The organism is Candidatus Insignibacter tubulum (assembly GCF_056790205.1).
The window spans coordinates 151153-164983 of record NZ_CP199715.1; the positions used below are offsets into that span (position 1 = coordinate 151153).

A 13831-nucleotide genomic window follows, 5' to 3' on the forward strand; every position below is an offset into this window, starting at 1 on the left:
TAAATTGCTTAAAAATAAATTTTACTACTATTAGTAGATACTGTATAAAATATCTCCTAGCATAGGGGGATATTTTATAAATTTTTAGAATTATATTTTTACTTTAACTGAAGTTTCCTCATAGGCTTCTATAAAATCTCCAATATGTATATCGTTATAATTTTTAATCTTTAACCCACATTCATATCCTTTAGGAACCTCTTTGACATCTTCTTTAAAACGTTTAAGAGAAGTTAGTTCTCCATCATATATAACAATACCTTCCCGGATCAATCTTATCTTAACACCTCGCGATATTTTACCATCAATAACCATGCAGCCAGCTATAGGGCCTACTTTAGTAATTTTAAACATGTCCCGAATTTCGGCCATACCACAAATTTGTTCACGTATTTCAGGAGAGTGCATCCCCTCTATAGCTTCTTTAATCTCATTAATAGCATCGTAAATAACAGAATAAGTGAGTATTTCAATATTCTCTTTTTCAGCAATACTACGAGCTTTAGGCGCGGGCCTAACATTAAATCCTAATATAATGGCATCTGATGCAGATGCTAATAGCACATCCGACTCAGTAATTTGTCCTACCCCTTTATGAATTATATTTACTACTACTTTTTCTGTGAAAAGTTTTTGAAGCGCATCTGTAATAGCCTCTACTGATCCATCTACATCTCCTTTTAGGATGATTTTGAGTTCTTTAAATTCACCTAATGCAACTCTACGACCAATTTCATCAAGAGTAAGATGTTTCTGAGTACGAATATTTTGTTCACGTTGTAACTGATGTCTTCTAGAAGCAAGCTGTTTAGCTTCTTTTTCTTCAAAAAACACTTTAAATTTATCACCTGCTGTAGGGGCACTTCCAATACCTAAAACAGCTACAGGTCTTGAAGGACCAGCCTCTTTAATATGATGACCATTTTCATCTAAAATCGCTTTAGTCTTGCCATGATGTGATCCTGCTAGTATATAATCTCCTAATCTGAGAGTGCCCTCCTGTACTAGTAGAGTAGTAATATAACCACGTCCTTTATCCAGAGTAGCTTCTATAACTGTCCCTAAGGCTGGTTTATCTGGGTTAGCTTTTAAATCTAGCATTTCAGCTTCTAACCAGACTTTTTCTAGTAATTGATCAAGACCTAATCCTGTTTTCGCAGAAATTTCTTGAGATTGATATTTCCCTCCCCATTCTTCTACTAAAAGATTCATACTAGCTAATTGTTCTCTAATCTTATCTGGTTCTGCCGTAGGCTTATCTATTTTATTTAGAGCAAATATCATAGGGACACCTGCAGCTTGAGCATGACTGATGGCTTCTTTAGTCTGAGGCATCACCTCATCATCAACAGCTATAACAATAATAACGATATCCGTAATGTGTGTTCCCCTAGCACGCATAGCCGTAAAAGCTTCATGGCCTGGGGTATCTAGAAAAGTAATGCGTTGTCCGGTTCTGAACTCAACACTATAAGCTCCTATATGTTGAGTAATTCCTCCTGATTCCTGCGAAATAATATTAGTTTTTCTAATGTTATCAAGCAAAGAAGTCTTTCCATGATCTACGTGTCCCATTACGGTAACAATAGGAGCACGTTTGAGTAAACTTTCTTGAGGATCCTCTTTTTCTTGAAAAAGTTCATCAATATCAGCTCTAACAAAATTTATACTATATCCAAACTCATCAGCTACAAGAGTAAGTATCTCCGCATCTAGCCGCTGATTCATCGTCACCATGACTCCTAAAGACATACAAGTGGTAATTAGATCTGTAGCAGGAATTTCCATCATAGCTGCTAGCTCATTAACCGTAGCAAATTCAGCTATCTTAAGCACTTTGCTATCTTCATCTCGTAAATTAGTTTCAAAATTTTGATGATCTTTTCTAGATTGACGTTTTTCACGACGAAATTTAGAAGATTTAGATTTACCTCCTTTTGAGGTAAGTTTATCAAGAGTTTCTTTAATATGTTTACCAATTTGGTCGTCTGTCAATCCAGATGGCTGAATTTGCCTTCGGATTTTACGTTGGCCTATTCTAACAGGATTCGAGCGTTGCTTTAGGTTAGAGGATTTTTTTGAGGATTCTTCCTCTGAAGAACGTTCAATACGCTGTGTACCTATGGCTTGGAAATCCTCAGAAGTAACTTGTTTTTGAATACGTCTGCGTTTTTTTTTAGCGTTAGATATAGAAGATTTGCGCTTCTCAAATTTAGAAAGATCGATTTTATCACCTGTAAAAGCAGGTCCTTCAAGCTTTTGATAGTGAGTTTTTATATGATTTGAAGAAATTTCTGGATTTAAAGGATGTTTTTGAGTCTCCGTATTCAAAGTTACGGAAAGATTTGTTGACTGAGATAAGTCTTTTTTAGTCTCTTGACTAAGACTTTCTTCTTTTAAAGTAGATTCTATCTTTATCTTTGGATTCTGATTATTTTGATCAACATATAATTTATTTATCTGAGAATTTAAAGAGACCTCTGATATATTTTTTTTAGACTTTGACAAAGGTTTTTTTTTTCTGTGACCTAAGGAAGGTAAATCTATTTTTCCTATAGTTCTAGGTCCTAGCATGTATTCTCTAGATTTAATTGTATCCTCTTTTAACTTAGGTTCTTTTGCTTTCGTCTTTTGTATAACTTCTTCCCTAAGTTCATCTTTTTCTATTTTCTTTTGTAAAGAAATTTTTTCAGAAGCATGTCTTGCTTTTTTATCTAATTGAAATTCATTTATGAGAAGTTGATAACTTCTCGCCTCAATTTTTGTATTAGGATTACCATGCAAATCTATCCCTTTGCTCTGCAAAAAATCTACTACCCTTTTTAGGGAAACATTTAACTCCTTAAGTACTGTCCTTAACCTCATCTTATCAATCATAAAAAACTATCTATTGTGAAAAAATCGTCTTAACCTTTACAAAAGTACTTGTTTCAAGTATTATTATACAGCGGTATAAGGGTTCTTTTCCCGCTCTATAACTTATATGTTAAATTCTTCTTTTAATACTCTATAGACATCTAAAATAGTCTCTTCTTCTAAATCAGTACGTTTAATGAGATCTTCTAAAGCACAATCCAATACAGCACGAGCTGTATTAAGGTCAGCATTTTTAAATTGTTCTATAATCCATGGTTCTATTTCATCACCAAATTCGGTGAGTTCTACATCATCTTCATAAGGGGAATCTCTAAAAATATTAAGTTTATACCCTATTAATTGACTCGCTAGCCGAATGTTTTGACCATTACGACCAATAGCCTTTGATATTTGATCAGATTTTACTAAGACTTTGGCCGTTTTATTTTTTTCGTCGATTTCTATCATGGATATCTTTGCTGGGTTTAAAGCTCTGGTTATATATAACTGATAATTATTAGTATAATTAATAATATCTATATTTTCATTTCTTAATTCTTTAACTATAGCATGTATGCGTGTTCCTCTTACCCCCACACAGGCTCCGACTGGATCTATCCGGTCGTCATAAGATTCTACTGATACCTTAGCTTTTTCCCCAGGAATACGCACTACATTTTTTACAGTGATAAGTCCATCAAAAACTTCAGGTATCTCCTGCTCAAAAAGCTTTTTAAGAAAAATAGGATCACTACGTGAAAGAATAATTACTGGTTTATTATCCTCAAGGCGTACTTCTTTAATAAGAGCTTTAATACTATCGCCTTTACGATTAAATTCATTCGGGATTTGTTCTTCTTTAAGTAGGATCATTTCATTATGATTATCATCACGAACAATTAAATGTTTATTATAACGCATGTAATGAATCTCTCCGATAATAATTTCTCCTACACGATTTTTGAAATTTTTATAAATTACCGTATTATAATATTCCTTGCTTTTGGCAAATAAATTTTGTTTAAGTGATAAAATTGCCCTTCGTCCAAGATCTTCAAGTCTAACTCTTTCAGACACCTCTTCTCCAATTTCAAAATCAGACTCTATTTTTTTAGCTTCTGAAAGCTCAATTTGTTCATTATCATCTAAAATTAAACCATCTTCTACTACTGTACGATTACGCCATATTTCCAAATCACCTTTATCTGGATTAACAATAATATCAAAATTATCAGAAGAACCATATTTCTTGCGTAAGACCGCCTTAATAGATTCTTCTAATATAGCCATAAGAGTTGAGCGATCTATATTCTTTTCTTCTTTAAAATCTGCGAATGAATCGATCAAAGCCAGATTATTCATATTATTTAATATTTTCAGAATTTGATTTTTAATTTATCTTTTTAAGTCTTTGAAAAAGGATTTTACGAGGATAAGGAAATTTTACGAATTCGTGACGTTGTCTCTTTTTTGACATAAATATAAGAAGACCCTTATAAAAAATATCGTATTTAATCAGTTTTTCAGTATATATAAACAATGTTTTAAAAAATTATCTAACCTTATATGAAGATACTTAAGGAAGTAATATTTTTCTTATTTAATATTTTTACATGATACTAAATTATATAGAGTAGATTGGCTTTATTAAAAATACTGCTATTCTTATCTTAATTACTCATATTATGTTAGTTCCAAACACTATATCATACTTAAAAAAATCGAAACTTTTTAAAAGATCGCTTGAATTAAGTATGTTAACTATTTTATTATTGAGGGATTTTTCTTCGATAAAATATTATATAGTAAAATAAGGGCCTTCATAGCCCTTACTTAGTTTTGTTCATTCAAATTGAATCCCAAAGACACAAATATAATAAATATATTTATAGGATAACAAAGATAAAATATCTTAAAAATTCTATAATACAAATTTGCTTAATTATACTTCTTGATATACTTTTAAAGAAGTGATAGAAAATATTATTCCAACTAACTTTTACAAAGTGAAGTGTATAATTTTTATACTAAAAAAAAGAACCCCCTCTTCATGAGGGGGAATATCTCTCATATATATAGTAACTGTATCTTTATTTAGGAAAGTATATAATACCGTCTAGAATCAATCTAAAAAGACAACTATAATTCCATCTAGATTTAAGATTTATAAGATTACTAATATTTGCAGTAGCAGCTAAAAATAGTGAATAATTAAAAATATAGCTTCTTTATTAGAATCATAATTTCAATTAGTAAGTCTTCTCATACTTTAATTGTTTCTATTAATTTTTGAAAGAAGACTTAATATTTCAATATATAACCATATCAAAGTTATCATAAGCGCCATAGCAGAAAACCATTCCATATATTTTGGAGCACGTTGAGCTAACTGACGTTCTATAAAGTTAAAGTCTATTACAAGATTTAGTGCTGCTATAATAATTACAAATACACTAAAAGAAATACTTAACCAGGAAGCTCCAAAATGGAAAGGGATAGCCTTGAAGAATATACTGAATACCATGGCTATAAGGTAATATACAGCAACTGCTAACGTAGCGCCTAATAAAACAGAATGAAATTTCTCAGTAACCTTTATAACTCTCATATGGTAGAGTAAAAGCATAAGTGAAAAGGTAACGAAAGTAGCTAAAACTGCTTGCAAAGGCAACCCTGGGTAACTATAATGTAATAAGGCAGAGAAGGCCCCTAAAAAAACACCCTGGCATATCGAGTAAGCAGGTGCAAGATAAGGGCTCCAAGTTGGATTAAAATGAGATATCAAGGCTATTATAAACCCAAGTAATCCACTTGCAAGTGTATAAGGGAGTGTATTCAGTCCTTGAAAAAACATCCCCCAAGTGATTGATGCTCCCAATAATATTAGGACTAAGAGAAATATTCCCTTATTTATCACTCCTGCACGTGTCATAATCTTGTCGTTATGAACAACGATTGTTAAAGAAGGGTGCGAAAACCCTTTCTTGAAAAATGGATTGGCCATTTCAACTATTTTTTTTTGTGTACAAATATAATACTTATATCTCACTTAACTAAATTTGCTTTTTCACTTGAAAGTAAAAAAAACTACCTTAATGCAAAATTTTATAAATTTTGATCAACATGATCAATGGCTTGAACCTCTTTTTATAAATTTTAATCTAAATCAGTATACTTCTGTTTACCTGAATTTAGGTATCAAGCTATTTATTCTCTTTATTATTATCTTGACATTTGGGATTTTATTTAATCGCTTAATAAAATTTACAAGGAAACATATAGTTGATTCTACTCATTTTAATTGGGATAATACTTTTTATAAAAATAAGGTTTTTAACAGTTTAGGGTACTTTTTTACAGTAGCCTTGGGTTCTATTTTACTGGAAATATTTTTTAAGGATGATAGAGATTTTATTATACAAATACAAAAAATTTTTTATACGGTTTTTGTATTAATATTCCTGCAATTTTCCATACGTATGATTAATGCTATAATGCAAATTACCATTAATGAAAATAATCATCAAACTATTGCAGTATGCTCCTTTTCACAACTCCTGAAAATTATTTCGATTATATTAAGTGCATTGCTAATCATATCAATTATTTTTAGTGTGTCTTTCTCTTCTATTATTACAAGTTTAGGAACAGCTACGGCAGTAATTTTACTTATTTTTCGTGATACTATATTAGGATTTATTTCAGGAGTACAAATGGCTACTACGAGAATGATTAAAGTGGGGGATTGGATCAATATTACTAAATATAATATAGAAGGGATAGTTATTGAAATTAATCTTATATCGGCTAAAATCGAAAATTTTGATAAAACTATAACCACAGTACCAACTTATGATCTAATTTCAACAGCTGTCACTAATTTTGAAGTAATGCGCCTTAAAAATATTCGTCGCATTAAACGTTCGATTCTACTTAACGCGCTTTCTTTTAAATTTTTAGAGATGGAAGATTTAAAAAAATTTAAAAATTCTTTCTTACTCGGAAAGTATATTGAGGAAAAAGAGAAGGAAATAAATACTTATAATAGTGAACAGAGGCAAAAAGATCAAATTAATTGCATTAAACTCACTAATATAGGACTCTTTAGAGAGTATGCTGTACATTATTTACGAGCCCATTCTATGATTTCAAATTATGAAAGGATTATGGTGCGTCAGCTTGAACCTACAGAATATGGATTACCTCTACAACTTTACTGTTTTACAAAGACCTCTGTTTTAGAAGAATATGAAAGGATTCAAGCTGATGTATTTGACCATTTGTTTGCAGTTATTCATCTTTTTGATTTAGAACTCACTCAAGTAAAATCGTATTAGAATCGTATATAAAATAGCTCTCTTTTATGACTAATCTAAGCGTAAATATAAATAAAATAGCTACCCTGAGAAATGCACGAGGAGGGAATTTCCCAAATCTTATTCAGATAGCTAAAGATATACAAAAATTTGGTGCACAAGGTATTACAGTGCATCCACGTCCTGATCAAAGACATATACGTTACCAAGATGTATTAGAACTTAAAAAGACTGTATATACTGAGTTCAATATCGAAGGAAATCCTACTCCCCAATTTATAGAACTGGTAAAACAAGTGAAGCCTCAGCAAGTTACTCTTGTTCCAGATTCTCGAGATGATATTACCTCTAAAGCCGGATGGAATACTCTTGAGAATGTAACTTTTCTTACTGAAGTAATTAGTGAATTTAAATCTTATGGAATTCGTACATCGATATTTGTAGATGCAAATCCTAAATATATTGAGAGCGCTGCGCGCAGCGGAACAGATCGAATAGAACTTTATACAGAGGCCTACGCAAAAGATTTTGCAAATAAAAAACTCGATTCTATAAAACCTTATTTACTAACAGCAAAAGAGGCTATTAAAAATAACTTAGGAATTAACGCAGGACACGATTTAAATTTGAATAATATTCAAAATCTTATAGAACATATACCGGAGATTTTAGAAGTATCTATAGGGCATGCTCTTATAGTAGAAGCGATATATTTAGGTATAGAAAAAACTATACAATCTTACCTTAAGCGTATAAAAAATATTTATAAAAAAGTAAACAAGTAATGATCATGCATTCGAAAATTTTCGGAAAAGGCCCCCCCTTGCTCATATTACATGGTCTTTTTGGTATGGGAGATAACTGGATGACTTTAGGTAAAAAGTGGGCTAGGAATCAACTAGAGGTTCATTTATTAGATCTCCGAAATCATGGAAAAAGCTTTCATAGCAAAAATATGGGATATAAATTTTTAAGCGAGGATATCTTAAATTACATAGACCATTATAAACTTTTTAACCCTATCTTACTTGGACATTCTATAGGAGGTAAAGCAGCTATGCATTTTAGTCTATTTCATTCTGAAAAGCTAAAAGGGCTTATAGTTATAGATATTGCACCAAAAGACTATCCACCACATCATCATAAGATATTAAATAACCTAAAAAGTATTCCTATAGAGAACATTAAGACTCGTATGGATCTAAATATATTTTTGCAAAAAACTATAGATAATCCAAATATTCAGGGACTACTCTCTAAAAATATCTATCGTACTAAAGAAGGTAATTTCTCCTTTCGTTTTTATCTTCAGGGGATTGAAGATAGTTATAAAGAATTAATATCATCGCAAAATACGGATAAGATTTATCAGGGAAGAACTCTTTTTATTCGTGGAGCTAATTCAAATTATATTGATAAAGAAGATTTTATAGATATTCAAAGAATATTCGTAAGATCCGAGATAGTAACTATACCTAATGCAGGACATTGGACTCATGCAGATAATCCACAAGCCGTTTATAAAAAAGTTGATTTATTTTTAAGGGATTATCAAGAATAAGTATAAATAAAATAATATATATTGATCATTACATTATGCTTATTTTTGAATAAGCTACATTTTAGATAAGATATAATAATAAGATTATGGCATTTGATTTACAGATGATTACTCAAGTATATATGAGAATAAAAGAGCGCGTACCAAGAGCAAGAGCGATTGTAGGTAGACCCCTTACTTACACAGAAAAAATACTTTATAGTCATCTATTCAAAGATATAAATGAAAATAGTTCATTAGGTAATGAAACCTATGTAGATTTTGTCCCCGATCGTGTTGCTATGCAAGATGCTACAGGACAAATGGCTCTTCTTCAGTTCATACAATCAGGTAAAAACAAAACCGCCGTACCATCTACAGTACATTGCGATCATCTCATACAGGCAAACTCAGGAGCTTATAAAGACCTTCAAAAGTCGATTAACGAAAATAATGAAATTTTTAATTTTCTACAGTCTGTATCAACTAAATATGGCATTGGTTTCTGGCTACCGGGAGCCGGCATTATACATCAAGTGATTTTAGAAAACTATGCCTTTCCAGGAGGAATGATAATAGGTACAGACTCTCATACCCCTAATGCCGGAGGCCTAGGGATGCTTGCTATAGGGGTAGGAGGAGCTGATGCTGTAGATGTGATGGCAGGTATGCCTTGGGAACTAAAATTTCCTAAACTTATTGGAGTTCTCCTTAAAGGAGAATTAAACGGGTGGAGTTCACCTAAAGATATTATTTTAAAAGTAGCAAGTATACTCAGTGTTATAGGGGGGACTGATGCTATTTTAGAATATTTCGGAGAAGGAGCTGAAAAGCTATCTTGTACCGGTAAGGGGACTATATGTAATATGGGAGCTGAAGTCGGGGCTACAACTTCTATTTTTGGGTATGACACAGCATCAGAAAATTACCTAAAAATTACAGGACGAGCGGATATAGCTGACTTAGCTTCAGATATAAAAGAACATCTTAGAGCAGATCCACAAGTATATGAAAATCCACAGAAATATTTCGATCGGCTTATTACCATAGATTTAAGTGAGCTAGAACCTCATATTAATGGCCCTTTTACTCCTGATCTTGCTTGGCCTATTTCAAAATTTGCTCAAGCGGTTGAAGAAAATAATTGGCCAAAAAAACTTGAAGTAGGCCTTATTGGTTCTTGTACAAATTCTTCTTATGAAGATATAAGTCGCTCAGCCTCAATTGCAAAACAAGCAATTGAAAAAAATCTAAAATTTAAATCAAAATTTACATTAACTCCCGGTTCTGAACAAGTGCGTTATACTTTATTACGTGATGGTTATTTAAATTTTTTTGAAAAGATAGGAGCATTAGTATTAGCAAATGCTTGTGGCCCTTGTATAGGACAATGGAAAAGAGATATAAATGATCCGAGTCGTAAAAATTCTATACTTACTTCTTTCAACAGAAATTTTGCTAAGCGTAATGATGGGAATGCTAATACCCATGCTTTTATAGCTTCTCCAGAAATTGTTACTGCTATGGCTTTAGCGGGGAATCTAAATTTTAATCCTCTTACTGATACCATACAAAATGAAAAAGGACAACATATAAAACTTATTGCTCCTGAAGGTTTTGAATTACCCCCTAAAGGATTTTCAGTAGAAAATTCAGGCTATAGAGCTTTAGTGAAGGATGGGAAAAACATAATTATCAGTATATCTCCAAATTCAGAGCGCTTGCAATTACTCAAGCCCTTTAGGGCATGGGATGGAGAAAATATAATGAAAGCAAGACTCTTAATTAAAGTTAAAGGAAAATGTACTACTGATCATATTTCTATGGCTGGACCATGGCTAAAATATCGTGGACATTTAGATAATATTTCAAATAATCTACTTATTGGAGCTATCAATGCATTTAACGGTAAAATTAATTTAGTAAAAAATCTACTTAACGATATTTACGGAGAAGTTCCAACTACAGCAAGGGCTTATAAAGCTGCAGGTATACCCACTGTAATTATTGGAGATGAAAACTACGGAGAGGGTTCTTCTAGGGAACATGCTGCTATGGAACCCCGTCATTTAGGCATTCGTGTAGTTTTAGCTCGTTCTTTCGCAAGAATTCATGAAACAAATCTCAAAAAACAGGGAATTATAGCTCTAACTTTTTATGATAAAGATGATTATGAAAAGATACAAGAAGAAGATTGGTTTAATTTTACGGATTTGAAATATTTTGCCCCAAATAAGCTAGTTAGTGTTGAATTAATTCATAAAGATAAACGAAAAGATACTATAAAAGCATGTCACTCTTATAATGAGAATCAAATTGAATGGGTTAAGGCAGGATCGGCACTTAATATGATAAAAATGAGAGATAAAAAAAATTGATCATTGTATCTTAATATTTATTTTAAAATATTATATATCTCCTATGTATTGCTTTTTTACAAAAGAGTTAAAAATCTTGTTGAGATAAATATTACTCTGATAAAGAAATTAATCCTTTTCCTTGAAAAGGATTAATTGATTAATTATTATTTTGATCCTATATATATATAGCTATTAACTGTTGTAGATAAACACTTCTCTATACTTTGCAGTAGGACAAGCTTTATTTATTAAAATTCAAATAGAACGATGAGATCTAATAGATATCATTATAATAACGTATTTTGTGATTTTTATATTATTAATTTAATATTTTTAACATTTAAATTACACGCTATATGCTTATAAATGCTATTATAAGCATATCTCCTATATATACTTTCTCTGTCAAAATATATTTTGGTCTATCCTAAATTTTTTATATCATTGATACTTTTTTTATCAAGTCATAGATAATTAATCAAGAATAGATCGAAAAACCACAATACTTATATATTTTAGTTATATATTTAATTATTTATTAATTTAATTTCTCATATAAAACCACCTTTTATATATTTTTATAAGCCCTATTTTTTCTCCATATTTAAGGATGCCAAGTCGGTATATTTTTGAAGAGAGTACTATCATTAACCATACAGAAATACCTAAGATTATGAGAGATACTACAATCTGCCATTCGTTTATATTGCTATATAAACGACCAAGCATTGTAATAGAGGAAGTAAGAGGGATCATAGATAGCCAAAAAACTATTGATGAGTCCGGATTATCAAGCGCTAAAATACCTCCATAAAACCCGATAATTAAAATCACAGAACTAATAATAGAATATTGTTGAGTATCGCTCCCATTTTCTATAATGGCACCTATAGCGGCGAAAAAAGCGCTGAAAAGCAGATAACCGCCTATGAAATAAAGAAAAAATAGGCTCAGCAAAAATGTTAAATTTAACGTTTTAAAAGACTGAATAAAAATGTAAATTTTCCCTAAGGGGATCTCTTTTATATTTTTGATTAAATCAAGCGGGTACCATTGAAAAACTAGGAACGCAATTAAAAATATTAGTAGCCATAAAGTAAATTGTGTAAGTGCAACAAGGGCCGTCCCAATAATCTTTCCCATCATCAGTTGGAAAGGCTGAACCGAAGAAATAATAATCTCTACAACTCGATTGTTCTTTTCCTCAAGAACACCACGCATTACACGTACGCCATATATGATGATAAACATCATAAGAATATACATCATGATACCTAGGAGGAGAGTTTTAGATTCAGTTCGTTGTATCTGACGGTGTGTCTGATCTTTCAAAGATATAGTTTTAAGCTGGACATGAGTCTCGTAATCTTTTAATGAAGTATTATATACGCATTTTTTTATGAGTTTTAAATTTGTTATTCTTTGAGAAAGAACCTTCTGAAGTTCATTTATAAGTTTAGTTGACGGAAGTTTATAGCTATAAAAACTTATAGATTTCTCAAGATAGTCTAGATGTTCAGTCTTAGGGATTAAGAGCATAGCATCTATGTCTTTTTGCAAACGTTTTTTTATCTTCTCTTTTTCTGAAGAATTAGAAAAAATAAAAGCAAATGTATTGCCACTTTTAAGTTCAGGGTATATTTGATGGCTTTCGTCTATCACAGCTATATTTTGCCTGATAGAACTAAAATGATTTATAAAAGTTATAATTAAGATTAAAGCTATAATCACTATAGGGGCTAGAAAAGTCATAATTTTAAAGGACTTCTGCCGTATTTGTACTCGGTATTCTCTTCTTATAATAAGAACGCTTTTACGCATTACGGGAATTCTTTATAATCTGTATAAACACTTCTTCTAAGGTAGGCATTACTTGTTGAAAAACATAAACTTCACCTATAGAAATTAAAGTTTTAAGCAATTCCTGAGTAGTATCTTCTATGTTTTTTTTTAGTTTGAAACTACAATTATTTTCATCCTTTTTAATATGGGATATGGTATGAGTTATTAAAAAATCTTTCCAGAGATTTTCCTCATGCAATTCAATTTGCACATTGTAATAACTATTCTCTTTAAAATTGTTCTTTATAGAAAAGGGAGTCCCTTGGAGAATTTTACAGGCACGGTCTATAAAAGTAATTTCATCGCAAAGTCCCTCGGCAGATTCGATACGATGTGTTGAAAGAAGGATGCTATGCCCCTTTTCTCTAAGTTGTAATATTTCCTTACGTATAAGGCCTGCATTTATAGGATCGAGACCGGTAAAAGGTTCATCAAAAATAATTAATTCAGGCTCATGTAAAATAGCAGCTATGAATTGTGCTTTTTGAGCCATACCCTTTGAAAGGATGCTTATTTTTTCCCCTTCTAAGGCTTTAAGATCCATATATTCAAGCCATAGCCTTATTTTTCTCTGTGCTTCCTTTATATTCATTCCTTTAAGTTGGCCTAAATAAATGAGCTGTTCCTTGAGATACATATTCATATATAGGCCACGTTCTTCAGGCATATACCCTATTTGTTGAATATGTTTTTGAGAGAGTTTTTCTTCATTAAATAATATATAACCCTTATCAGGCTTATAAATCTGATTAATAATTCGTATGAGGGTTGTTTTACCAGCTCCGTTTAGCCCTATCAATCCATGAATAGAACCTTTATAGAGCTCTAAATTAAATTGACGCAGTGCTATCTTATCACCGTAATTTTTTCCTAAGTCACATATAGAAATAAGGGGTTTAATCACAATGTTTTAATTT

The 13831-nt window shown here is 31.3% G+C and carries 9 protein-coding genes; 4 read left to right on the forward strand and 5 right to left on the reverse strand.

What is annotated here, in order from left to right:
* Positions 1-90: 90 nt before the first annotated feature.
* The 3 genes from infB to ACUBP5_RS00620 form a co-directional block, all read right to left on the reverse strand.
* Positions 91-2877 (reverse strand): translation initiation factor IF-2, encoded by a 2787-nt coding sequence (gene infB / locus ACUBP5_RS00610; RefSeq protein WP_482168378.1) that lies wholly within the window; start codon positions 2875-2877, stop codon positions 91-93.
* A gap of 102 nt (positions 2878-2979) precedes the next feature.
* Entirely contained in the window at positions 2980-4218 is a 1239-nt protein-coding gene (gene nusA / locus ACUBP5_RS00615) for a transcription termination factor NusA (protein ID WP_482168379.1), read from the reverse strand.
* Between the two features lie 907 nt (positions 4219-5125).
* A complete protein-coding gene (locus tag ACUBP5_RS00620; RefSeq protein WP_482168380.1) occupies positions 5126-5905 on the reverse strand; it encodes a Bax inhibitor-1/YccA family protein in 780 nt (259 codons plus the stop codon).
* Positions 5906-5951: 46 nt separating this feature from the next.
* Between ACUBP5_RS00620 and ACUBP5_RS00625 the strand changes: the two genes are divergently transcribed.
* The 4 genes from ACUBP5_RS00625 to ACUBP5_RS00640 all read left to right on the forward strand — a co-directional run bounded on the left by ACUBP5_RS00625 (position 5952) and on the right by ACUBP5_RS00640 (position 11090).
* Positions 5952-7193, forward strand: coding sequence for a mechanosensitive ion channel family protein (locus ACUBP5_RS00625; protein WP_482168381.1), 1242 nt, complete (start codon positions 5952-5954; stop codon positions 7191-7193).
* Positions 7194-7219: 26 nt separating this feature from the next.
* Positions 7220-7957: a pyridoxine 5'-phosphate synthase gene (locus ACUBP5_RS00630; RefSeq protein WP_482168382.1), complete on the forward strand. Its 738-nt coding sequence runs from the start codon at positions 7220-7222 to the stop codon at positions 7955-7957.
* 5 nt (positions 7958-7962) lie between these two features.
* The gene (locus tag ACUBP5_RS00635) at positions 7963-8733 is read left to right on the forward strand and encodes an alpha/beta fold hydrolase (RefSeq protein WP_482168383.1); all 771 of its coding nucleotides are present in this window, start codon (positions 7963-7965) and stop codon (positions 8731-8733) included.
* An 86-nt stretch (positions 8734-8819) separates the two neighbouring features.
* Complete coding sequence (locus ACUBP5_RS00640) at positions 8820-11090, forward strand: aconitate hydratase (protein WP_482168384.1); 2271 nt, start codon at positions 8820-8822, stop codon at positions 11088-11090.
* A 525-nt stretch (positions 11091-11615) separates the two neighbouring features.
* Here ACUBP5_RS00640 and ACUBP5_RS00645 read toward each other — a convergent pair.
* Together ACUBP5_RS00645 and ACUBP5_RS00650 are read right to left on the reverse strand one after the other, a co-directional pair.
* Entirely contained in the window at positions 11616-12893 is a 1278-nt protein-coding gene (locus ACUBP5_RS00645) for an ABC transporter permease (RefSeq protein WP_482168385.1), read from the reverse strand.
* Positions 12886-13818 (reverse strand): ABC transporter ATP-binding protein, encoded by a 933-nt coding sequence (locus ACUBP5_RS00650; protein ID WP_482168386.1) that lies wholly within the window; start codon positions 13816-13818, stop codon positions 12886-12888. Before ACUBP5_RS00650 ends, ACUBP5_RS00645 begins: the two co-directional genes overlap by 8 nt.
* Between the last annotated feature and the right edge of the window lie 13 nt (positions 13819-13831).

Bases quoted from the DNA above. Each gene is read 5' to 3' on its own strand.
- ACUBP5_RS00630 (WP_482168382.1), top strand. From the start codon at position 7,220: ATGACTAATCTAAGCGTAAATATAAATAAAATAGCTACCCTGAGAAAT.
- ACUBP5_RS00625 (WP_482168381.1), top strand. From the start codon at position 5,952: ATGCAAAATTTTATAAATTTTGATCAACATGATCAATGGCTTGAACCT.
- ACUBP5_RS00635 (WP_482168383.1), top strand. From the start codon at position 7,963: ATGCATTCGAAAATTTTCGGAAAAGGCCCCCCCTTGCTCATATTACAT.
- infB (WP_482168378.1), bottom strand. From the start codon at position 2,877: ATGATTGATAAGATGAGGTTAAGGACAGTACTTAAGGAGTTAAATGTT.
- nusA (WP_482168379.1), bottom strand. From the start codon at position 4,218: ATGAATAATCTGGCTTTGATCGATTCATTCGCAGATTTTAAAGAAGAA.
- ACUBP5_RS00645 (WP_482168385.1), bottom strand. From the start codon at position 12,893: ATGCGTAAAAGCGTTCTTATTATAAGAAGAGAATACCGAGTACAAATA.
- ACUBP5_RS00640 (WP_482168384.1), top strand. From the start codon at position 8,820: ATGGCATTTGATTTACAGATGATTACTCAAGTATATATGAGAATAAAA.